Annotated in this window: 27 protein-coding genes and 1 pseudogene; 26 read left to right on the top strand and 2 right to left on the bottom strand. The window is 67.8% G+C overall.

Going from position 1 to position 21,663, the window contains the following annotated elements:
• Positions 1-219 precede the first annotated feature (219 nt).
• From K1Y73_RS16695 to K1Y73_RS16615, 17 genes are all read left to right on the top strand, one after another.
• Complete coding sequence (locus tag K1Y73_RS16695; protein ID WP_225029444.1) at positions 220-474, top strand: hypothetical protein; 255 nt, start codon at positions 220-222, stop codon at positions 472-474.
• Between the two features lie 2 nt (positions 475-476).
• Positions 477-707, top strand: a complete 231-nt coding sequence (locus K1Y73_RS16690; protein ID WP_225029443.1) for a histone H1 — start codon at positions 477-479, stop codon at positions 705-707.
• A 93-nt stretch (positions 708-800) separates the two neighbouring features.
• On the top strand, positions 801-1,838 hold the full coding sequence (locus K1Y73_RS16685; protein ID WP_225029442.1) for a P63C domain-containing protein: 1,038 nt from the start codon (positions 801-803) through the stop codon (positions 1,836-1,838).
• A gap of 33 nt (positions 1,839-1,871) precedes the next feature.
• Positions 1,872-2,756 carry an IS1 family transposase gene (locus K1Y73_RS16680; protein WP_225029441.1) on the top strand — a complete coding sequence of 295 codons (885 nt, stop codon included), beginning with the start codon at positions 1,872-1,874 and terminating at the stop codon, positions 2,754-2,756.
• Positions 2,757-3,695: 939 nt separating this feature from the next.
• Complete coding sequence (locus tag K1Y73_RS16675) at positions 3,696-4,331, top strand: hypothetical protein (protein WP_225029440.1); 636 nt, start codon at positions 3,696-3,698, stop codon at positions 4,329-4,331.
• A gap of 129 nt (positions 4,332-4,460) precedes the next feature.
• A complete protein-coding gene (locus tag K1Y73_RS16670) occupies positions 4,461-5,093 on the top strand; it encodes a hypothetical protein (protein ID WP_225029439.1) in 633 nt (210 codons plus the stop codon).
• Between the two features lie 3 nt (positions 5,094-5,096).
• On the top strand, positions 5,097-7,202 hold the full coding sequence (locus K1Y73_RS16665) for a phage terminase large subunit family protein (RefSeq protein ID WP_225029438.1): 2,106 nt from the start codon (positions 5,097-5,099) through the stop codon (positions 7,200-7,202).
• On the top strand, positions 7,199-7,396 hold the full coding sequence (locus tag K1Y73_RS16660) for a phage head-tail joining protein (RefSeq protein ID WP_225029437.1): 198 nt from the start codon (positions 7,199-7,201) through the stop codon (positions 7,394-7,396). The genes K1Y73_RS16665 and K1Y73_RS16660 overlap by 4 nt, the downstream gene beginning before the upstream one ends.
• Positions 7,397-7,401: 5 nt before the next feature.
• Positions 7,402-8,991 carry a phage portal protein gene (locus tag K1Y73_RS16655; protein WP_225029436.1) on the top strand — a complete coding sequence of 530 codons (1,590 nt, stop codon included), beginning with the start codon at positions 7,402-7,404 and terminating at the stop codon, positions 8,989-8,991.
• 24 nt (positions 8,992-9,015) lie between these two features.
• Positions 9,016-11,175 carry a head maturation protease, ClpP-related gene (locus tag K1Y73_RS16650; RefSeq protein WP_225029435.1) on the top strand — a complete coding sequence of 720 codons (2,160 nt, stop codon included), beginning with the start codon at positions 9,016-9,018 and terminating at the stop codon, positions 11,173-11,175.
• A gap of 95 nt (positions 11,176-11,270) precedes the next feature.
• Complete coding sequence (locus tag K1Y73_RS16645) at positions 11,271-11,603, top strand: DUF2190 family protein (RefSeq protein ID WP_225029434.1); 333 nt, start codon at positions 11,271-11,273, stop codon at positions 11,601-11,603.
• A 5-nt stretch (positions 11,604-11,608) separates the two neighbouring features.
• Positions 11,609-11,923, top strand: a complete 315-nt coding sequence (locus K1Y73_RS16640; RefSeq protein WP_451923584.1) for a head-tail joining protein — start codon at positions 11,609-11,611, stop codon at positions 11,921-11,923.
• A 47-nt stretch (positions 11,924-11,970) separates the two neighbouring features.
• Positions 11,971-12,339: a hypothetical protein gene (locus K1Y73_RS16635; protein ID WP_225029432.1), complete on the top strand. Its 369-nt coding sequence runs from the start codon at positions 11,971-11,973 to the stop codon at positions 12,337-12,339.
• Between the two features lie 13 nt (positions 12,340-12,352).
• Entirely contained in the window at positions 12,353-12,757 is a 405-nt protein-coding gene (locus K1Y73_RS16630) for a phage tail protein (protein ID WP_225029431.1), read from the top strand.
• Positions 12,754-13,149: a hypothetical protein gene (locus tag K1Y73_RS16625; protein WP_225029430.1), complete on the top strand. Its 396-nt coding sequence runs from the start codon at positions 12,754-12,756 to the stop codon at positions 13,147-13,149. Before K1Y73_RS16630 ends, K1Y73_RS16625 begins: the two co-directional genes overlap by 4 nt.
• An 8-nt stretch (positions 13,150-13,157) precedes the next feature.
• The gene (locus tag K1Y73_RS16620) at positions 13,158-13,340 is read left to right on the top strand and encodes a hypothetical protein (protein WP_225029429.1); all 183 of its coding nucleotides are present in this window, start codon (positions 13,158-13,160) and stop codon (positions 13,338-13,340) included.
• Positions 13,324-15,102, top strand: a complete 1,779-nt coding sequence (locus K1Y73_RS16615) for a hypothetical protein (RefSeq protein ID WP_225029428.1) — start codon at positions 13,324-13,326, stop codon at positions 15,100-15,102. The genes K1Y73_RS16620 and K1Y73_RS16615 overlap by 17 nt, the downstream gene beginning before the upstream one ends.
• A 35-nt stretch (positions 15,103-15,137) precedes the next feature.
• Here K1Y73_RS16615 and K1Y73_RS16610 read toward each other — a convergent pair whose 3' ends face one another.
• Together K1Y73_RS16610 and K1Y73_RS16605 are read right to left on the bottom strand one after the other, a co-directional pair.
• Complete coding sequence (locus K1Y73_RS16610; RefSeq protein ID WP_225029427.1) at positions 15,138-15,359, bottom strand: BrnA antitoxin family protein; 222 nt, start codon at positions 15,357-15,359, stop codon at positions 15,138-15,140.
• On the bottom strand, positions 15,352-15,624 hold the full coding sequence (locus tag K1Y73_RS16605; protein ID WP_225029426.1) for a BrnT family toxin: 273 nt from the start codon (positions 15,622-15,624) through the stop codon (positions 15,352-15,354). Before K1Y73_RS16605 ends, K1Y73_RS16610 begins: the two co-directional genes overlap by 8 nt.
• Positions 15,625-15,692: 68 nt before the next feature.
• On the opposite strand from K1Y73_RS16605, the gene K1Y73_RS16600 reads away from it, so the two are divergent.
• From K1Y73_RS16600 to K1Y73_RS16560, 9 genes and pseudogenes are all read left to right on the top strand, one after another.
• A complete protein-coding gene (locus K1Y73_RS16600; protein WP_225029425.1) occupies positions 15,693-16,472 on the top strand; it encodes a hypothetical protein in 780 nt (259 codons plus the stop codon).
• Complete coding sequence (locus K1Y73_RS16595; protein WP_225029424.1) at positions 16,465-18,234, top strand: hypothetical protein; 1,770 nt, start codon at positions 16,465-16,467, stop codon at positions 18,232-18,234. The genes K1Y73_RS16600 and K1Y73_RS16595 overlap by 8 nt, the downstream gene beginning before the upstream one ends.
• Before the next feature lie 3 nt (positions 18,235-18,237).
• The gene (locus K1Y73_RS16590; RefSeq protein WP_225029423.1) at positions 18,238-18,756 is read left to right on the top strand and encodes a hypothetical protein; all 519 of its coding nucleotides are present in this window, start codon (positions 18,238-18,240) and stop codon (positions 18,754-18,756) included.
• Positions 18,753-19,085 (top strand): hypothetical protein, encoded by a 333-nt coding sequence (locus K1Y73_RS16585; protein ID WP_225029422.1) that lies wholly within the window; start codon positions 18,753-18,755, stop codon positions 19,083-19,085. The genes K1Y73_RS16590 and K1Y73_RS16585 overlap by 4 nt, the downstream gene beginning before the upstream one ends.
• 47 nt (positions 19,086-19,132) lie before the next feature.
• Positions 19,133-19,399, top strand: a complete 267-nt coding sequence (locus K1Y73_RS16580) for a spike base protein, RCAP_Rcc01079 family (RefSeq protein WP_225029421.1) — start codon at positions 19,133-19,135, stop codon at positions 19,397-19,399.
• Positions 19,399-20,451, top strand: a complete 1,053-nt coding sequence (locus K1Y73_RS16575; protein ID WP_225029420.1) for a hypothetical protein — start codon at positions 19,399-19,401, stop codon at positions 20,449-20,451. The genes K1Y73_RS16580 and K1Y73_RS16575 overlap by 1 nt, the downstream gene beginning before the upstream one ends.
• Positions 20,448-20,834 carry a hypothetical protein gene (locus tag K1Y73_RS16570; RefSeq protein WP_225029419.1) on the top strand — a complete coding sequence of 129 codons (387 nt, stop codon included), beginning with the start codon at positions 20,448-20,450 and terminating at the stop codon, positions 20,832-20,834. Before K1Y73_RS16575 ends, K1Y73_RS16570 begins: the two co-directional genes overlap by 4 nt.
• 13 nt (positions 20,835-20,847) lie before the next feature.
• Positions 20,848-21,171 (top strand): phage holin family protein, encoded by a 324-nt coding sequence (locus tag K1Y73_RS16565; protein WP_225029418.1) that lies wholly within the window; start codon positions 20,848-20,850, stop codon positions 21,169-21,171.
• 73 nt (positions 21,172-21,244) lie between these two features.
• A pseudogene (locus tag K1Y73_RS16560) lies at positions 21,245-21,663 on the top strand (hypothetical protein); the annotation flags it as partial.

Here is a 21,663-nt window from a genome sequence, read left to right as displayed (position 1 = left end):
GATCTGTCGGCGGTGCTGCGGCGCTTCGGCTGGTCGGTGAATGGGCGCCACCACGACGCCCTGCGCGGCGCCCTGGCGGCGGCCTTGGACCGGATGCAGGGCTATGCGCAGAACGGCCCTTGACGGTAGTGTCTCAGTTTGAAATTGGGCGGGGTTGACGCGGGTATCGCACCTGCCCGCACTTCCTATATGCTAGACGGTAAGCATAGGAGGCCGAGCATGGCAAAGTGGAAAATCACAAGCTACGATAGTCTGCAAGAACGAGAGGTGTGGACCCTTCCGGGTACCATGTCGGAAAGCCAAGTTGAGGCTGTGCTGCAAAGACTTGTTTGCTCGACGCTTACCGAACAAGAAATCATCGCAGCATCAATGCCGGTTGGCGAGCCGGGTCGGGCGCCGCATTTGGACCGCGTTGGCGGCGGCATCCCGATTTCCTTTGGCGGCAATCGTCACTTTACAGGCGAGAGGAAGTAACAATGCCTAAAGGCCCTAACGGAGAGAAGCGCCCTGCCGACGCGGTGGGTTTGGCCGTCCTGATCGGCAAGATCGCCACGGGCGAAGTCGAGGATGCGGCGCCCGACGATGGCAAGGACAAGGCCGCGCAGGCCATGGGCAAGAAGGGTGGAGCGGCCCGCGCTGCCAGCATGACCCCAGAGCGCCGGGCCGAGATCGCTAAGCAGGCGGCGGCGAAGCGGTGGGCCAAGTAGCAAGCATTCGGCCAAACGGTGACTGAAAATGCTTGCAATGTCTTTTTTGCAAGCATATATTCTCCTCACGCGAGCAAGCATGGGGGGCGAATGATGGCAAAGACTCCGCAGAGCAAAGGCGGAAACGCGCGCGCCAGGAATCTGACCCCTGAACAGCGCCGGGAAATTGCCCTCAAGGCCGCTCAAGCCAGATGGTCAAAGCTCAGCGACCCAAACAGTGTACCTAGTGCAAGCCATCAAGGGCTTATGCCGATTGGCGATGTCCAGATCGAGGTCTACCGCCTGCAGGACGGAAGGCGGCTGATTGCCAAGGCCGCGATGGCAAAGGCGCTCACCTTGAAATCGGAGGGAGGGAACGCTTTCTTGAGGACCGTCACTCGCAAGGGGGTACGATCCGCAATCAGCGATGAACTATGGGAAAAGATTGAAAATCCCATTATTTTTAAGTACTTGGATACCGATTCAGCGGTCAATCAGGGCGGGACGGCTGACGGCTATGAAGCAACGACGCTCATTGAGGTCTGTGACGCGCTGATCCAGGCTAGGAATGATGATCTTTTGGCGCCATCACAGAAGTTCTTAGCGGTCCAGGCTGAGATCATCGTTCGATCCGCTGCAAAGCTCGGCATCGTCGCACTTGTCGATGCCGCTACCGGATATGTCGAGGACGTCCGGAAGGAAGAGTACCTCAAGCTCTGGCAGGATTTTGTGGCCAGAGAGTTTCGGCAGTGGGAACGAGCCGAGTTTCCCAACCAGTTTGCCGACATGATTTACAAGCTGTACGGGATCAAACGGAAGGACCCCCGGTCTTTCCGGCACCCGCAGTTCTTCGGATGGTTTACTCGCAAGTACATCTATCACCCACTTGCGAACAGCCGGGGCGCCATCTTGGATTTGTTGGATGAAGCGAACCCGGTGGTATATGCGGGTGGCACGAGAAAGTACAAGCTTCACCAGTTTCTTAGCGACCATGTGGGGCTTCCCGCCCTGCGACAGCACCTGTGGCAGACCATCGGGATAGGCAACGCATCAAAGGACCGAACCGACTTTGAACGGAACTTCTACAGAGCGTTTCCAGAAGCGATTCCAAAGGCGAATCCAGATCAATTTGAGCTGAACTTTGATGCTTGACGGTATGCAAAAAAAAGTTCATAGGCTTTGAGTATGAACAGGCTAGACATCAAAACCCGCGTCACCATCCTCAACATGCTGGTTGAGGGGGCGCCCATGCGTTCGATAAGCCGCATCACGGGGGTGTCGATCAACACCGTGACCAAGCTGCTTGAGGATGCGGGTAAGGCTTGTGCGGCCTATCACGATACGACGGTTGTAAACGTCGCCGCCAAGCATGTTGAGTGCGACGAAATCTGGTCATTCTGCTACAGCAAGGAGAAGAACGTCGCGGCCGCAAAGGCTGTGCCAGAAGGTGCTGGCGATGTGTGGACGTGGACAGCGATTGACCGCGATAGCAAGATGATCCTGGCGTTCGAGGTTGGCGACCGTTCGAGCGCAACCGCAATCGAGTTCATGAACGATCTGCGCGCCCGCCTCTCCAACCGCGTTCAACTGACCACGGACGGTCGCAAGGCATATCTGGAAGCCGTTGAGGGCGCGTTCGGTGGCGACGTTGATTATGCCATGCTGGTGAAGCTGTATGGCGATACGACGGGCCAGAAGGGCCATGAGAAGAAGTATAGCCCCGCCGAATGCACTGGCGCGCGCAAGGAGCTGATCAGCGGCTACCCCGTCAAGGAAATGGTCAGCACGTCGCATGTGGAGCGGCAGAACATGACGATGCGCATGGGTATGCGCCGCTTCACCCGCCTGACCAACGGCTTCAGCAAGAAGCTGGAAAATCATCTGCACATGCTGTCGCTCTACTTCGTGCATTACAACTTCGTGCGGAGGCACAAGAGCCTGCGCATGACGCCCGCGATGGCGGCTGGCGTGGCGAAGGAACTGCATGACATGGATTGGCTGGTGGCCCTGATCGATGCGGCTGCGCCGAAGCCGGGGCCGCGCGGACCTTACAAGAAGCGAGGGCTCTGAAAATGCGAAACCCCGCGAGGACCTTGCGGCTGTCGCGGGGCTCTATAAGTCCGGTGCAGTATGCTAGCAGTGACCGCAGTCGGCGCACATGAGTTAGATAGGGTTATGAACGAGCAGGGTCAACCAGAGATTCAAGAAGCGCACCCTATCCATGCGCTCTCAGAGATAATTTCGCCACTCAGACTTGGAACTTACCTAAACGCGGCAGGGCATGACCCTGACCGCGCGCTCGCGCTATACTTATGGAACGCGCGAGTCGGGGAAGCGTTCCATCTGCCCATCCAGTCTGCGGAGGTAGGGTTACGAAATCGTGTCAGTGACGGGTTGTCGCTTGCATATGGCCAAGACTGGTGGAAGGAGCCTCCATTTCTCGATGATGTGGAGGTGGCGCAGCGCGAGGCGATAGGCCTAACCCTCCGCAGGCTTACTAGTCGCAAGAAGCCTCATGAAACTGGGCAAGTGGTTGCAGGGCTCTCGTTCGGCTTCTGGGTCGCCATGATGCACGGTCGATACGGGCCGAAGATATGGAGCAAACATCTACGGACAGCGTTTCCCCACCTACCAGAAGCAGTTGATCGCTTTCTGATCCATAAGGAGGTGACTGATATCGCAGAGCTTCGTAACAGGTTATGGCATCACGAGCCGATCTTCCGCCGCAATCTTAGCGGGGACTATGCGAGATGCTTGCGAGTTGTGCAGTGGCTGTGCCCCACAAAGGCCGCCTGGATCAAGCCGCATTGCCGTGTCCCAGCCATCCTGCGCGGGAAACCATAATTCAAACTGAGACACTACCCTCTTGACGCTTAAGTCAGCCGGCGGCATGTTCCTTGCCATCATCTACAGCTGCGCCCGGAGGGAAACCTGCCGGGCGTTTTGTTTTGCCGGGCGGTTTGTCTTTGCCAGCCGGCGGGCGGGCCCCCGATCTGGAGGGCGCGCCTGATGGAGGTTCGGATCACGGCCAATCTCGACCAGCTGCTGCGCGGGCTGGATGCTTTTGCGCAGCGGCAGCTGCCCTTTGCCGCGGCCCATGCGCTGAACGATCTGGCGGGTGAGGTGCAGGGCGCGGAGGAGGCGGCGCTCCGGGCCGGTCTGGACCGGCCGACCGGCTTCACCCAGCGGGCGATCTATCGGCGCGCGGCGCGCAAGACGCAGTTGGAGGCCGAGATCGGCATAAGGCCGATCCAGGCGGGCTATCTGGTCTGGCAGATCGAGGGCGGGCGGCGGCGGCCGAAGCGGCGGGCGATCCCGGTTCCGGTGGGGGTGGTGCGCAATGCGCATGGCAACATGCCGAAGCGGGCGCTGGCGCGGATGCTGGCGCGGCCGGATGTGTTCATCGCCTCGGCCGGCTCGGCCCGGGCCGGGCATCTGCCGCCGGGGATCTACAAGCGCGGCAAGTCCAAGCGGGGGCGTGGAACGACGCAGCCACCGCTTGAGCTTCTGGTCGCGTTCGAGACCAGCGCCACCTATGCGGCGAAGCCTTTGGACTTCTTCGGGCTGGCCGATCGCACGGTGCGGGCGCGGTACCGCGCGCATCTGGAGCGGCGCCTGGCCGAGGCGATCCGCACGGCGCGCTGAGGGCGTGCGCAGATCGGGCGGGTCCTTCCGGGTGGCCCTGGCACGCGGGTAATTCGCACCCCGGGGGTCGCGGCCCGCTTAACGAAACCAAAAGCCTTAACCAGCTTAACGTTCAGATCGGAAGGGCGGATGGAGGGGCTGACCACGACGCAGCTTGCCGAACGGCTGGCGGTCTCGAAGGCGCGGATCAGCCAATATGTGGCGGAAGGCAAGCTGGCGGGGTGCTTCACCGGCGCGGGCCGGGCGCGGCGCTTCGATCTGGCGCGTGTGGCCGCGGCGCTGGGGCGGCGGCTGGATCTGGGGCAGATGGCCGGCAATGGGCTGGCCACGCGGCGGGCGCTCCGCGATCTGGCCGAGGGCGGCCCGGCGGCCATGCCCGCACCGATGCCCGCGCCGATGCGCGAGGGCGGGGTCTTGCCGTTGCGCGATCCGGATCGGCTGGAGCTGGCAACGATCCAGATCAAGGAGGAAGAGGCGCGGCGGCGGCGGCGGGACAATGAGCGGGACGAGGGGCGCTGGGTGCTGGCCGATGAGGCGCAGCGCCAGGCGGCGCGGGCGCTGGCCCGCGAGATTGGCCAGTTCGAGGCGGTGATCCGCGAGGGCGCCCGGGCGGTGGCCGATCGCTTCGGGGTGGAGGTCCGGGAGGTGCGGCAGGTGATGCTGGAAGAGTGGCGGCGCCATCGCGCCCGGCGGCGGGATCAGCTGCGGGCCGAGGCGGGGGCGGCGGATCTGTCGGCATCCGAACGCGCGGCGACGGTCTGAGTCATGGGGTTCCTGACGTCGGCCGAGGCGGCGGTTCTGGCGGGGATCGCCGAGGCGATGGATCCGCCGCCGCCGCCCGACATCACCCGCTGGTGCCGCGACAACATCGTCTTTGACGACCGCTCGCCCTTTCCGGGCGCCTTCGACATCGACCGCTTCCCGTTCCTGCGCGAGATCCACGCGGTTCTGAGCCCCGAACATCCGGCGCGCGAGGTGACGGTGCGGGGCAGCGCGCAATGGGGCAAGACGGTGTCGGTTCTGAACCCGACGCTGGCGGCCTGGCATGCGCATGGGCCCCTGGACAGCCTGGTCGTGCATCCGACCGCCTCGGCCGCGACCGAATGGGTGCGCACGAAATGGATGCCGATGCGGCGCCAGGCGCCGAGCCTGCGCGAGATCTTCGGCGAGGGTCGGGGCGAGCAGACCGACACGCTGCACAATCAGGAAACCCTGCGCCGCGATGGCAGCCTGAAGGTGGTCAGCGCGGGCTCGCCCGACGATCTGGCGGGCACGACGCGGCGGCTGGTGTTGATGGACGATGTGGCGAAGTTCGAGATGACGCCGAAGGGCGACCCCGAGAAACTGGCGGAAAGCCGGGCCTCGGGCTTTGAAGAGGCGAAGATCGTGCGGATCTCGACGCCGCAGATCGCCGGGACCTGCCGGGTCAGCCGGGCCTTCGGGCGCTCGGACCAGCGCTTCTTCCATCTGCCCTGTCCGCATTGCGGCCACTATGCGCCGCTGACCTGGGAGAACTTCCGCAAGAACCTGGACCCCGAGCGGCTGCAGGCGGCGGGGTTCAGCTGCGAGACCTGCGGCGGGGCGATCGGCCATGGCCACAAGGTCGCGATGGTGGCGGCGGGGCGCTGGGTGGCGCAGAACCCGCGCGGCGACCATCCGGGCTTCCATCTGTGGCGGGCCTATGTGCCGCAGCGCGACTGGGCCTCGATCGCGGTCGACTATGCGCAGGTGATGGGCTGGACGGTGCTGCGCGCCAATGCGCAGACCGAAGAGGAGGCGAAGGGGCAGATCGAGGCCGAGACCGAGCAGACCTTCTTCAACGATGTGCTGGGCCTGCCCTATGTGCAGGCCTCGAAGGGCCCCGATTGGGAGAAGCTGCGCGACCGGGTCGAGAAGGCCGAGCCGGGGCAGGCCTTGGCGCGCGGCGTGGTGCCGGGCTCGGGGGTGTTGCTGACGGCGGGGGTGGACCTGCAGGGCGACCGGATCGAGGTGACGATCTGCGCCTATGGGCGGAATTACCGGCGCTGGGTGGTGGATCATCTGGTGATCCCGCACTTCATCGGCGATGCCGAGGGGCGGGCGGCGTTGGATGCGCTGTTGAAGGCGACATGGCGGACGGAACTGGGGCTGCGGCTGCCCTTGGACATGATGGCGGTCGATGAGGGGACGTTCACCGCCGATGTGAAGGATTGGGCGCGCCGGCATCCCTGGACGCGGGTGATCCTGGTCAAGGGCGGGTCTTCGGCCAATGGGCCGGTCCTGCGCCCGCAACAGGATCGCAAGGACAGCGGCCGGGCGCTGCGGGTGCAGCGGCGGCGCTGGATCGTGAATGTCAGCCAGGTGAAGGCGGATTTTTACGGCTGGCTGGCCAAGGAGGATCCGCAGGATCGCGGCTTCGTGGCCTTCGCGCTGGGTCTGGGCGATGAGTATTACCGCCAGGTGACGGCCGAGGTGCGGGTGCTGAAGCGGGCGGCCTCGGGCGCGATCCTGTCGAGCTGGCAGCTCGTCGAAAGCAGCCGGCGCAACGAATGCCTGGATACGATGAACTATTCCGAGGCGGCGGCGCGCAAGAAGGGCTGGGCGGCGATGACCGAAGAGCAATGGGGCCAGCTGGAGGCCGAGCGCGGGATCGCGCCGCCCGAGGCGCAGCCCGACCTGTTCGATGCGGCCCTGCCGGCGGTGGCGCCAGTAGGGGCGCCAGTAGGGGCGCCTGTGCTGCGGCTTTCCGAACAGGCGGCGCCGAGCGGGCCGCGGCCTGGGCCGGGGGAAGTGCCGGGGGAAGCGGCGGGGGACGCGCCGGCTGGGCCGCAGGTTGGGGGGCAGGCTGGGGCCAAAAGAACATGGATCGGACGCCGGGGGAAATGGCTGTGAGCGCCTATACGCTTGAGGATTATCAACGGCTTTGCGCGATGATCGCGAAGGGCGTGACCGCGCTTGAGGTGAATGGCGAGAAGGTGACCTTCCGCAGCCTGGCCGAGATGACGGCGATCCGGACCGAGATGGAAGGGGCGCTGGGGCTCGCGCGCCGGGCCCGGGTCAGCCATCCCGCCTATCGCAAGGGGTGAGGGCGATGTCCTTCCTCGAGCGGGCGATCCGGGCGGTGGCGCCGGGCTGGGCGGTGCGGCGGGCGCGCAACCGGGCGGTGCTGGCGCATTTTGACGGGGCAAGCCTGGGCGGGCGCATGTCGTCCTTGCGTGCCAGCCGCAGCGATGCCGACGGGGCGGCGCGGCAGCGCCAGCGCCTGGCGTTCTTTGCCCGCGACATGGTGCGCAACACGCCCTTTGCCGCGCGCGCCCGGGCGGTGATCGCGGGCAATGTGGTGGGCGATGGCATCCTGCCCAAGGTGGCGGTCAGCCATCCGGGGCTGACTGCGGCGGCGCAGAAGCGGCTGCGGGCCCGGGGATTGAAGCGGATCGAAGAGCATCTCGACACGGTGCGGATCGACCGGGCGGGGCGGCTGAACCTTTACGGGTTGCAGGCGCTGATCTGGGGCACGGTGGTGTCGGATGGCGAATGCCTGGTGCGGATCCATGCCGATGCGCTGGTCGAGGGCGCCTTGCCCTTGCAGCTGGAAGTGCTGGAGCCGGATTATCTGGACGCGGGCAAGGTGGGCTTTCTGGCTGGCGGCGGCGATATCCGCCAGGGGATCGAATATGACGCGGCGGGGCGGCGGGTGGCCTATTGGCTGTTCCCGGCCCATCCCGGCTCGGACTGGCCGGCGGAACGCGGGGCCGGGGTGTCGCTGCGCGTGCCGGCCGATGAGGTCTTGCACATCTACCGGGTCGACCGGCCGGGGCAGGAGCGGGGGGTGACCTGGCTTGCCCCGGTGATGCTGCGCCTGCAGGATCTGGCCGATCACGAGGATGCGCAGCTGATGCGGCAGAAGATCGCCGCCTGTTTTGCGGCCTTCCGCATCGGCGGCGACAAGCAGGTCGCGCTGCCCGACGAGATCGCGCCGGGGATGGTCTATGATCTGGGCGATGCCGAGGATGTGCGCTTCCCGGTGCCGCCCGGGGTCGAGGCCTATGACGAGTTCACCCGCTCGGTCCTGCGCTCGATCGCGGCGGGGCTGGGGGTCAGCTACGAGGCGCTGACCGGCGATCTGGCGCAGGTGAACTTCTCCTCGGCGCGGATGGGCCGGCTGGAGATGGATCAGAATGTCAGCGCCTGGCAGCATCTGACGCTGATCCCGCAGCTTCTGCTGCCGCTGTCGCGGCTGTTTGTCGAGGCCTGGCAGGCGGTCGATGCCGAGGCCTTGCTGGAGGCGGGCCTGCCGGCCGGGATCTGGGATCATGTGACGCTGACCTGGGTGGCGCCGCGCAAGATCATCGTCGATCCGGCGCGCGAATTTGCCGCGCTGCGCGAGGCGGTGCGGTCGGGCTTCGCCTCGCGCCAGCAGGTGGTGCGGCAGCTCGGCATCGACCCCGAGCGGCTGTTGGAAGAGCAGGCGCAGGACCGCGACGAGGCCGACCGGCTGGGCCTGCCCTTCGACAGCGACCCGCGCGCCGATGTCTCGCGCCAGGCGAAGGCGGAGGATCCCGGCGACGGCACGGTGGCGGCCGAAGCTGCGGCCGAGGCTGCGACCCAGGCTGCGGCCCAGGCGCTTGGGGTCGGGATCGAGGATCTGCGCGGCCTCGTCCGCGACATGCGGCGCCAATAGGCGACCCCTAGAAAGGAGAGATGAATGACCGAATTGCTGCTGTACGGCACGATCGGCGCGTCCTGGTGGGAGGAAGAGTTCTTCACCGCCCGGATGGTGCGCGATTGGCTGGCGGGCCTGTCGGGGCCTTTGACGGTGCGGCTGAATTCCGGCGGCGGCATCGCGACCGAGGGGCAGGCGATCTACGCCGCGCTGCGCAGCCATCCGGGCCCGGTCGAGATCATTGTCGAGGGGGTGGCCGCCTCGGCCGCCAGCCTGATCGCGATGGCGGGCGACACGATCACCATGTCGCCCGGCGCGCTGATGATGATCCACGATCCGGCGCAGGATGTCCTGGGCGAGCGGGGCACGTCCGAGGCGCATCGCAAGGCGGCCGAGGCGCTGGAGGTGATCGCCAATGCCTATGCCGGGATCTATGCCCGCCGCGCGGGCCTGACGGTCGAGGCCGCGCGCGCGGTGATGCGGGCCGAGACCTATTATGACGGGCCCGCGGCACTGGCGGCGGGTTTTGCCACGTCCCTGGCCGAGGACGGCGTTGCGGCCGATCCGGTGGCCTTCGATTACCGCATCTATCAGCACCCGCCCGCCCGGCTTCTGTCGGCCGCGGGGGCCCTGGCGCGGCCGCGGCCGCGCGCATCGGTTCTGGCCATGATGGCCGGTTTTGCACCACCCGACGCCAAAGGAGGAACGACCATGGCGAAGACCCCCAAACCGGGCCTGAAGGGCCGGATCACGGCCCGGACCCGGGCCGAGGTCGAAGAGGACCCCGCGCTGGAAGACGAGGATGTCCGCGCCGAAGAGGCGGAAGATCCCGAAGCGGAAGGCGAAGAGATCGAAGAGGACGCGGCGGAAGACGGGGATCCCGGGGCGGAAGAGGGCGATCCCGAGGCGGAGGAGGAAGACCTGGCCGAGGCCTCGGCGGCGCGGGCGGTGGCGATCGTGAACATCTGCGCCCGCCATGGTGTCAGCGCGGCCATGGCGGCGGATTACATCGGCCGGGGCTTGGGCACGCGGGCGGTCTATGCCGCGATCAAGGGCAAGGGGGGGCGCAAGGTGAAGATCGACGGCCGCGGGCCGCGGGCGCAGCTGCGCCGCGACGAGACGGAAACCCGGCTCGAGGGGATGATCGGGGCGCTGATGGGCAAGACCGAGGGGCCGGCCTCGGCCTATCGCGGCTTGCGGCTGAAGCGGCTGGCGATGGAACTGGGCGCGAGGGCGGGGGCCGGGCGCGGCTTCAACGAGACCGAGGCGGTGCGGCGCGGCATGCGCGCGATGACGATGATGGGCGGCGGCGCGGTGGGCGTCAGCGACTTTGCCTATATCACCACCGAGGTGATGAACCGCGCGCTTCTGGCCGAATATGGCCGCCGGGCGCCGCAATGGCCTTTGGTCTGCGGCCCGGCGCTGACCGCGGCCGACTTCCGCGAGATCTACGCGGTGCGCTTTGGCGGCGACTTCCAGCTGAAGACGGTGCGGGAGAATGGCGAATATGAGACCGCGACGCTGGCCGATGAGGCCGAGGGGCTGCGGGTGCAGCGCCGGGGCCGCACGATCACCCTGTCGTTTGAATCGGTGATCAATGACGACATGGGCGCCTTTGCCCGCATCCCGCGCGAATTTGCCCAAGCGGCGCGGCAGATGGAAAACAGCATGGTCTGGTCGTTGATCCGCGGCAATCTGCCCCTGAAATCCGACGGCAAGCCGATCTTCCATGCCGATCATGGCAATCTGGCCGGGGCGGCGGCGGCGATCTCGGTCACCAGCATCGCGGCGGGGCGCAAGGCCATGGCCGAGATGCGGGCCTTCGGCTCGAAGGATCCCGACGACTTCATCGCGCCCGAGGCGGAATTGTTGATCGTGCCGCCGGCGCTGGAACTGGCGGCGCTGCAGTTCACCGCCGATATCGTGCCGACCAGGGCGGGCGATGCGAACCCCTATCGGTCGCGGTTCTCGGTCGAGACGGTGGCCAATCTGGGCGCGATCGCGGGCGGGTCGGACACGGCCTGGTATCTGGTCGATCCCGATCTGCCGCCGGTGCAGCATGCCTATCTCGACGGCTATGAGGCGCCGACGGTCGAGACGATCGAGGGGATGAACCCCGACGCGGTGAAGATGAACGCGCGGCATATCTTCGGCGCGGCGGCGGTGGAGTTCCGCGGCGCCTACAAGAATGCCGGCGCCTGAGCGGCGTCTGATCTTCTGACCAGAACCTGACCTGACGAAAGGGCGCCTGCGGGCGCCCTTCGTCATTCCGCAGCCTTCAATCTCGGGAGAGAGACATGCGCAATTACATCATGCCCGGCGAACATGTGACGATCACCGCCGCTTCTGCCATCATGTCGGGGCAGCCCGTCCTGATCGGCGATCTCTTCGGCGTGGCCCAAGGCGATGCCGAGATCGGCGAAGAGGTCGTGATCGTCCGTCGCGGGATCTTCGAACTGCCGAAGGCCGGCGCCCAGGCATGGACGGTCGGGGCAAAGATCTACTGGGACGCAGGCAACGGCGTTTGCAGCGCCACGGCCGCCAGCAACAAGCTGATCGGTGTGGCCGTCGCCGGTGCGACCAACCCTTCCGCAGTCGGTCGGGTGCTTCTCGACGGCACGATCCGGTGAGCGGGATGTTTGACGGCCTGGCCTCGGTTCTGAACGCGGTCTTCGGCGCGCCGGTGACGCTGCGCCGGGCGGGCCGGGCCGATCTGGTGCTGCAGGGCCTGTTGCGGGCGCCGCCGGTCGCGGTGCTGGACGAGGACGGGCATGCGGTCCTGGACCAGGCGCCGATCCTGCGGGTGCCGGGGCCGACGGCGGCGCAGATTGCGCCGGGCGATCTGGTCCTGCCGGGCGAGGGCCCGACTTACCGCGTTCTCAGCCGCCAGCCCGGCGGCAGCCCGGCCGCCGATGCCTTCGTGGCCTTCGAACTGGAGGCGGTGTCCTGACCCATTACCGGCAGCAGTATCGCGATGCGGTCTTTGCGGCGCTTGCGGTGGCGCTTCCCGATCACCGGCCGATCCGGGCCTGGGCGCAGAAGATCGACCCGGGGTTTTTGCCCTGCTTCGGGGTGGCGACGCCGGCCGAGACCAGCACGCGCGAGGCGCAGGATTGCGTGCAGCGCCGCACCACGCTGCAGGTCGCGGTCAAGGCCTTTGGCGCCGATGACGGGCTGGAAGCGGCGATGGACGGGCTGAGCCTGGCGGTCGAGGCGGCGGTTCTGGCGGCGCTGGAGCCTTTGGCGCTGATGGTCTGGCTTGAGCGGACCGGCAGCACGATCGAGGCGGGGGGCATGCAGAAGCTGGCCACCCTGATCATGGAATTTGCCGTTGTCCGCTTCACGGACCCCGGCGCCTGCAGCTGAAAAGGAGCATGAGATGGCGAAACAGGCGGGCCGGCTGGCCACTTTGAAACTGGGGGCGGCGACGATTGCCGGGGTGCGGGTGCTGGGCCTGACCTGGAACGGCGGCGCGATCGAGGTGACCGACCAGAATGACAGCGGCATCCAGACCTTCCTGTCGGGGGTTCTGGCCAGTGACACGCTGGAGTTGACGGTCGAGGGGCTGGAAGAGGACGGGGTGCTGCGCAAGGCCGCGCTGAAGGCGGGGCCCGCGGGCAAGTTCCTGGAGGGCGCGGTCTTCGCCTTCCCGAATGGCGACCGGATCGCGGGCGACTTCGTGATGACCGCCTATACCGAGGGCGCGCCCTATGACAACGCCCAGACCTTCAACGCAACCTTCGTGCGCAACGGCGCGCACAGCTTCACGGATGCCGCAGGATGAGCGGGTTCCAGGATGTGGTCTTTGCCTGGCAGGGCCAGGAGTACACGCTGCCTGCGACGCGGGTTTTGCCGCTGGTGGCGCGGATGGAGACGGACGCCGATCTGGTCGGGCCCGACCGGACCTTGATCGAGGTGATCCTGGGCAGCCGGCACCCGGCCGCGGTGGCGCTGGCCTTCGAGCATCTTCTGCGCGCCGTGCAGGCGCCCTTCGCGCCGGGCGAGGTGTATCTGGCGATCATCGCCGAGATGGCGGGGGGCAAGGCGGGGGCGGCGCGGCGGGTGCAGGAGGCGGTGCTGCAGCTTCTGGCGGTGATCGCGCCGCCTCTGCATCACCGGTTGACCGCAGGCGAAGCCCAGGAGCCCCCCCCGGGAAAAAAGCCGCTGGCGGGCTGATCCGCCAGTTGCATGCGCTGGTCGTGGGGCAGGGCTGGATCGGTGCCGCCGAATTCTGGACCCTGCCGCCCGGCCAGATCTGGTGGGTGATCGACGACCGGCTGCCGCAGGGCGCGGCGGGGGCGCTGTCGGACCGGGCCGAGATGCTGACCCTGTTGCGAAAGGCCAAGCGCGATGAACGATCTGCCTAAGCTGGTGGTGAAGATCTCGGCCGATGGCCGGGCGGTGGTGTCCGAGATCGGCAAGGCGCGCAAGAGCCTGAAGGACATGGACAAGGGCATGTCCGACCTGGCGCGCACTTCGGCCAGATCGGGGGCGGCGGTGGCGGCGGCCTTCACGGCGGCCGGCGGCTCGATGCTTCTTGCCGCGAGATCCGCCGCGCGGGTGGTGACCGAGATCGGCACGCTGTCGAAGCTTGCCAATACCAACACGACCACCTTCCAGCGCTGGACGGCGGCGGCGCGCAGCCTGGGCGTCGAGCAGGACAAGGTGGCCGACATCCTGAAGGATGTGACCGAGAAGGTCGGCGAATTCCTGTCGACCGGCGGCGGGCCGATGGCCGACTTCTTCGAACATATCGCGCCGAAGGTCGGGGTGACGGCGGAACAGTTCGCGCGGCTGTCGGGCCCCGAGGCGCTGCAGCTTTATGTCGACAGCCTGGAACAGGCGGGCCTGTCGCAAGAGCAGATGACCTTCTATCTCGAGGCGCTGTCGGGCGATCTGACCCGGCTTCTGCCCTTGTTGCGCAATGGGGGCGCGCAGATGAAGGCGCTGGGGGACGCGGCCGAGGCGGCGGGCGGGATCTTCTCGCAGGCCGAGATCGAGGCCGGCCGCGAATTGCAGGAGTTGTTCGACGATCTGGGCCGCACGCTCAGCACCAGCACGACCAAGGCGGTGCTGGAATGGAAGGACGAATTGATCGCGCTGGCGCGCTGGATTGCCGAGACCGGCATTCCGGCCCTGTCGGACCTGATGGCCGAGATCGGCAAGATGGGCGCGGCCCTGGCGCCGGCGATCGCGGGCTGGAAGCTTCTGGGCAATACGATCGCGGCGGCCTTGGGGCGGGATTCGCCCTATGATGCCGTCGCCCGCGCGGGCACCGCGGCCGAGGCGCAGCTTGAGGCCGGGGATGAAGCCTTCAGCCGCGAGCAGAGCGACCCTTCCAGCACCGGAACCTGGCCCCTTGATGAAAACGGCAATGTCATAATGGACGATGGCGGGCCGCCGCTGCAGACCCGGATCCCGGTGGTGATCCCGCCATCGGGCAGCAAGAAGACCAAGGGCGGCGGGGGCGGGGGTGCGAGCCGCACCGAGCGCGATCTCGACCGGCTGCGCAAGGCCTTCCTGTCGGAACAGGAGCTGCTGCAAGAGCAGTTCGAGGCGCGGCTCGAACAGCTGGAAAAGGCGCGCGCGGCGGAATTGCTGACCGAAGAGGAATACAACGCCCTGAAGCTGCAGGCGCAGGCGAAATATATCGAGGCCTCGGCGGCGCTGGACCGTCAGGCGATCCAGTCCAAGCTGCAGGCCTGGGGCGGGGCGCTTGGCGATCTGGCCGGGCTGATGTCCAGTAAAAGCAAGGGCCTGTTCCAGGTCGGCAAGATGGCGGCGATCGCGCAAGGCATCGTGGACGGGATCTCGTCGGCGCTGACCGCCTGGGACAAGGGGATGAAGATCGGCGGGCCCGCCACGGCCGCGACCTTCGCCGCCTTCTCGGTCGCGCGCACCGGCGCGATGCTGGCCAGCCTGAAGGCCACCTCCTTTGACGGCGGCGGCGGCGGCACGGCCAGCGCCGGCGCAGGCGCCACCGCCGCCCCCGCCGCATCCCCCGCCAAGGTCGCGCAATACCAGATCTCCGGCGATGTCCTGGGCAAATCCAGCACCGAAGCCCTGTTCCGACAGATCAACGAAGGCATCAAGGACGGCTATACAATCTATAATGTGGAGTGGGTCTGATGGCCGCCCAGGGGCGCTCCGGGGCGGCGCGCCGGTCAGACCCCGACCAGCTTGCGCAGCGCCGCGTCGATGCGGCTTTGCCAGCCGGGCCCGCCCGCCTTGAAATGGGCGATCACCTCGGGCGAGAGCCGGATCGTGGTGCTGATCTTCGGCGCCTCGGCCTTCGGCCGCCCGCGCCGGATCTTGGCCTCGGGCAGACGCTCCAGCCAATAGGGTGCCGACAGATCGGGGAGATCGTCATCCGGCGCGTCACCCAAGTAACGGACCGTAGGTTCTTTGTTCTCGGTCATTGGCCTTCCTCATACTGATGATGCGGCGGGTCGGGCCGCGCGGCGTCCAGGCGATCAGCACCATTCGCTCCACCATAAACCCGACCGTGATGAAGCGGGTTTCGCCATAGTCGAAACGGTCATCCTCAAAGGTCACAGTCGGCCCGGCGAAGACTTCGCCCGCATGGTCCATGTCGAGCCCACGTTCTGCCAGGGTCTTGGCGCGTTTGGCGGGATCGCTGGTGCATTTCATGTAGTAACAATAATGCTCTGATCTGGGCGCGTCAATATCTGTTGTAACAGAAAATCGGGGGAAGGCGGATGGCCGTCTACTACACGCCCGGCTATGCGCAGGCGAGCGATCAGCCGATGACGCATGCGCGGATCCTGTGGCGCAACCTGGCCGGCACGATCTCGGCCAGCAGCGCGGCCGAGGGGCGCGCGGCGGGGCGGGCGGGGCAGGTCGATACCGCCAGCTGGTGGCAGCCGCAGACCGCGCCGGCCTGGTGGCGGATCGACTATGCCGCGCCGCAGATCGTCGATGCGGTGGGGGTTGCCGCCCATCAGCTGGACGGGGTGACGGTGCGGGTCGAGGCGCTGGTCGCGGGCGCCTGGGTCCAGGTCGCCGAGGGCACGCCGCCCGACCGCTCGGCGATCCTGCTGCTGTTCCCGGCCGTAGCGGCGGCGGCGCTGCGGCTGCGGATCGACCGGGTGGCGCCGATCGGGGTGATCTATACCGGCCAGGCGCTGGCCATGCCGCGGGCGGGCTATGCCGCCCTGGGCATGCTGGACCTGCGCCGCACCACCACGCTGACCAGCTATGTCAGCGAGGGCGGGCAATTGCTGAAGCGCTATATCCAGCGCGGCGGCCTGTCGGGCCCCTGCGAATGGCGCAACCTGCCCGAAGACTGGTATCGCGCCAGCTTCGATCCCTTCGCCCGCGCCGCCCGGACCGAGCCCTTCTTCCTGGCCAGCCGCCCGAAGACCTATGCCGAGGATTGCGTCTATGGCTGGGTCGATGCCTCGATCGTGCCGCAGCGCCAGGGCATGGGCAACCTGGTCTCGGTCGGCTTCGAAGTTCAGGCGGTGGGCCATGAATGAGCCTTTCGAGCTGGTCGAGCTGACCCAGCCGCGCTGCATCCACCGCTTCGGCATCGCGCCCTGCACCGCCACCCCGGCCGATGGCCCGCGCTGCTACAATTGCCCCGGCACCTGCCTGGACCGGCGCCATTACAACGGCGCGGGCACGATCACCTGGCGCTTCGTCAAGCCCGGGCAAAGCCTGCCGGCGCTGTATGAGCGGGTGGGCGAGCATCTCAAGACCGATCCGCTGCCTTTGCTGGCCGATGTCTCGCTGCGGTCATCGAAGATCAATGTCGGCGCCCTGCGCGATGGCGAGCGGCCGCTTGGCATCACCGGCGGCGCCACGGTCACCCTGCAGGATGCGCCCTTCGACGATCCGGTCGGCGATTGGTATCGCGACCAGCGCCCCAGCCTGCAGGGCAGCTTCTGGACCAAATGGGCGGCGCGCAACCCGTTCTACGGCAATATGACCCTGACGCTTTACGAGGGCCTGGTCGGGCAAAGCCTGGATCAGATGGAGCGGCGCCTGTACCTGGTCGACACGCTGACCGGGCCCGACAGCCAGGGCAGGGTGACGCTGACCGGCCTCGATCCGCTGCGCCTGACCGATGAGAAGAAGGCGCAGTTCCCGCCCGAGACCGAGATCCAGCTGCAGGCCGATATCGACGCCGCGACCACCACGGTCCGGGTGATCCCGACCGATCCGCGCGACATCAGCCGCCGCGATCTGGGCAACACCGCCACGCTGTACCTGACCATCGGCTCCGAGATCCTGGGCTATACCGGCGCCCTGGCCGAGGCCGACGGGCGCTTCCTTCTGCAGGGCGTCAGCCGCGGCCAGCTGGGCACCACCGCGGCCAGCCATGCCGCCGAAGATGCCTGCCAGCGCTGCGGCTATCTCGAGGAGATGGACGCCTGGGCGATCCAGGACTTCCTGCTGCGCGGCTTCACCCGCATTCCGCCCGCCTATATCAACACCGCCGGCCAATGGGATGCCGAGGCCGGCACCTATCTGCAGGGCTACCGCTTCACCCGCGCCGTGCCCAAGCCCACGGGCGTCAACCTGCTGTCGGGCGAGTTGATGCGCGACGCCACCTTCTCGATCTGGTGGGACGAGAAGGCGCAGCGCATCCCGCTGAAGGCGGTGCGGCCCGAGATCTCGACCCGCACGCTGACCGATGCGGGGGATTTCGTGGCAGGCTCGCTGGAGATCCGCCGCGAACCCGAGGAACGCATCAGCCGCGCCACGGTGTATTACGGGGTGATCGACCCGACCGCCGCCGATGCCGCCACCAACTTCCGCCAGTCGCGCACCCGCATCGCCGCCGATGCCGAAGATGCCGATATGGGCGCCGAGGTGATCTCGAAGGCGATCTTCTCGCGCTGGATCGTGTCGGAGACCCATGCGCGCGAGATGCTGCAGCGGCTTCTGGCGCGGTTCTCGCGCACGCCGCGCTACTTCTCGGCGGTGCTGGTCGATGACAGTCTGAAGATCGGCGATGTGGTCAGCATCCGCAGCCGGGTCGATGTGACGACCGAAGGCGCGCCCCGGGCGATGCGCTGGCAGGTCATCGCAGCACAGCGCGTCCGCCCGGCCGAGACCACCCGCTACAGCTTGCAGGAATTCCTCTACCAGGCCGATCGCTACGGCGTCTGGATGGCAGGGGATGCGCCGGATTTTGCCGAAGCCCCCGAGGCGCTGCGCGCGCTGGGGGGCCTGTGGTGGGGCGGCGAAGAGGGAACCCTGCCGGACGCATCCCCCGGCTATCTGTGGCAGTAGAACATGGCCTATACCTATACCTATCCCCCGAATGCGGTGCTTGAGACCGGCAAACCCGCCCGCGCGGTCGACATCCGCGCCATCCGCGACATCGGCCCCGCCATCGCCGAAGGCGCCGCCGGCGCGCCGCGGATCGCGCGGCTGGCGATGAGCGGCAAGGACGGCTTCCTTGGCCTTCTGAAGACCCAATACGGAAACTATGTCGCGCTTGTGGGCCTGGAGGCGGTGGCGCGGATCGAGGGGCTGATCTGCGGCCTGACCGGCATCACGAATTTGCGCGTCTCCTTCACCGTTGATGGCGGAGAAAGCTGGAGCGCCTATCAGCAGATCAGCGTTGTCGCGGCCTCGGAGGCGGGCATCGGCTGGGCCTTCTTCGATCTCGACAGCGGCGACTGGCTCATCGGCCGCGACACGGGCAGCTTTGCCCTGCCGGCCGGGCGGGTGAACGGCATCCGCATCGCGTCCTGGAGCAACACCTCGGCGCCGACGTTCTACATGCAGATCGCGGGGGGCCGGGCATGAAGATGATCGTGATCCAGGCCGGGACGGGCGCGGTCACCGAGGTCGAGATCGAGGACGAGGCCCCGCCGCCGCCCAGCCTGGAGGATCTGCGCCAGGCGGTGCAGGCCCATATCGACGCCACCGCCCGGGCGCGGCTTTATGACAGCGGCGTCACCCTGGCCAGCTATGGCGCCAGCGGCAACCCGCTCTGGGCCGCCGAGGCGCAGGCCTTCGTGGCCTGGCGCGATGCGGTCTGGGCGCAGCTGCACGCGCTCTGGGCCGATCCGCCCGAGGCCCTGCCCAGGCCCGAAGCCCTGATCGCCGACCTGCCGGTGATCGCCTGGCCGTGACCGTCTGGCGCTGAGCGCATTCTCCCAAAAAACCTGCCGGAGGCCCCATGCCCGACGATTATTTCCGCTATCACGCCGCGGGGCTCGACAGCCCGCTGACCGCCGCCGTCGCGGTGACGCCCTCGGATGCCGAGGATCTTGAGGTGGTGCCGCGCTGCCTGTTCTGCACCGCGGGCGGGGTGGTGCGGGTGACGATGCGCGACCGGCCGGATCCGGTGGTGATCCCGATCTTCGCCGGCATCGCGCTGCCGCTGCGGGTGGTGCGGGTCTGGGCCACCGGCACCACCGCCGCGGGCCTGGTGGCGGCCTGGTGATGCTGGGCCTTTTCCCCTGGCCGGCGGCGCATCCGCTGGCCCTGCTGGATCTGGCCGCCTGGCTCGACCCGGCCGATCTGCCAAACCTGTCCCAGAACGGCGCAGGGACGGTGCCGGCCCAGGCCCCGGGCGATCCCGTGGGCCTGGTTCGGCCCCGCGCCGGAACCGCGGTGGCGCGCCAGGACATTGCCCTGTCGCGGCCGAGCCTGGCGCGCTGGCCCCGCGGCGGGCGCCGCAACCTTCTGCGCCGCAATCGGTTTGACCATCTGCCGATCGGCCCGCTGGCGGCGGGGGTGGATCTGAACGGGCTCAGCCTGTCGGGCCCCGCCGCCGGCATCGCGGTGACCGTCGAGGCGCGGGGCGAGGAAGACGGCATCCCCTTCGCGCAGCTGCGCTATCAGGGCACGGCCGCTGCCACGGCCTTCTTCAACTTCGCCGCAGCGGCCTCGCTGGGCGTGGCCCCGGGTGCGGTGATCGCCCGCAGCTATCACCTGGGCATCACCGACCGGCTGGGCACGCTGGGGCCGTTGAACCGGGTCACCTTCGGCATCGGCGCCACGGTCGATGGCGTGACCGGGCCCGGCGATCTGCAATCCTACACCGCGCCGCGGGCCTATGAGCGGATCGCAAAACCCTTCGCGATTCCGGCCGGCGCGACGCTCAACGCCCTGACCCTGCTGGCCTATCTGCGCGTCGAGGCCGGGCAGGCGGTGGACGTGTCGGTGAAGATCGGCGGCTATCAGATCGAGCCCGGCGCCGCCGCAACCCCGGTGCAGAGCGTGGCGAGCGTCTATGACGTAGTCGAACCCGCCTGTCCCGCGCTCTGGCATCTGAGCGATGACGGCGGCGACAGCCTGCCTTTGGACCTGCCGCCCGGACTCTATGGCCTGGCCTTCGTCGACCCGCTCGGCGCCGTCACCGTGACCACCGCCACCGATCCGGCCAATGCCCTGGTCGCCGATCGGCTGGCCGGCCTCATGCTGCGGCGCGGGGCGTTCACGGCCGCCGAAGAGGCCCTGATCCGCGCCTTCTGGTCGGAGTATACAGAATGATCCGCATCACCCTGGCCTGTCCCGAGGCCCTGATCGGCGACGCGAACCAGCTGGCCCGCTGCCTCGGCTCTTCCGCGGCCGACGCCCAGACCTATGGCGCCCCGCGCTACCGTGATGCCACAGGCGCCCGCTATGCCGTGGCCTCGGGCCTGGTGCCGGCGGGCTTCCTGGCCGATGCCCGGGCGCCGCTGACCCCGCCGCCCTGGGGCGCCGACATGGACGCCGCCGCCCGGGCGCAGGCCTGCATCGCCCTGTGGCAGCCGCCCGAAGACCCCGCCGAACCGCCCGAGCCCTGGGCCCGCCCCGACCGCCTCGCCGCCCTGGTCAGCGATGATCCGCAAGCCGCCCTGGCGATCCTGGGCCTGACCCTCGCCGCGCCATGATCAAGGAAGCGCCATGCCTGCCGACCAAGCCCCGGGTCTGATCGAGACCCTGCAAAGCCTGATCGGCGGCGCGGCAACCGCCCTGATCGCCGGCTTCACCGGCCGGCTGATGTATCACGCGGGCGAGGTGCGCGCCCGGCGCCGGCCGATCCTGTCCTGGGATCTGGCCTGGGAAGCGCCGCTTGCCATCGGCATGGCGCTGATCGGCGACGGCCTGGGCAGCTACCTGGACCTGTCGCGCGAGATGACCGTCGGGCTGATCGCGCTTCTCTCCTATCTCGGCCCGCGCGGGGCAGGGGCCCTGCTGGAACGCTGGCTCGCCCTGCGCAGGCCCTGACCGCGCGCCCCTTCAACCGCCCCTTCACCCTCGGCCCGCCATCCTGCGGGCCGTTTTGTCATGGAGACCCCCGATGAAACTGATCGCCGACTGGCGGCGCGTGGTCGCGCTGTCGCTGTCCTTCTGGGCCCAGGTCCTGGGCCTGCTGGCGCTGATCCTGCCCGAACTGGCCTATGCGCTTTGGGGCGTCGAGACCGACCCCTATATCCTGTGGTGGCTGGGCGTCTTCCTCTTGCTGTTCGGCTTGGCCGGGCGGATCGTGCAACAGACCGGCTCGGTCCTGCGCAATCAGGCGCGGATCTGGGCGGTGGCGCTGCTGATCCTGCTGGTCTCGGCGCTGGCCGCGCGCGCCCAGCCCGCGACCGAGGCCGAGACCCTGGCGATCGCCGTGCCCTTCATCGCCGCCAAGGAAGGCATCCGGCTCGAGGCCTATCTCGATCTCGTGGGCGTGCCGACGATCTGCGCCGGCTCGACCCGCGGCGTGCAGCTGGG

Source organism: Xinfangfangia pollutisoli (genome assembly GCF_020179405.1).
Lineage (GTDB): Bacteria > Pseudomonadota > Alphaproteobacteria > Rhodobacterales > Rhodobacteraceae > Pseudogemmobacter > Pseudogemmobacter pollutisoli.
This window is presented reverse-complemented; position numbering and strand designations above follow the sequence as displayed.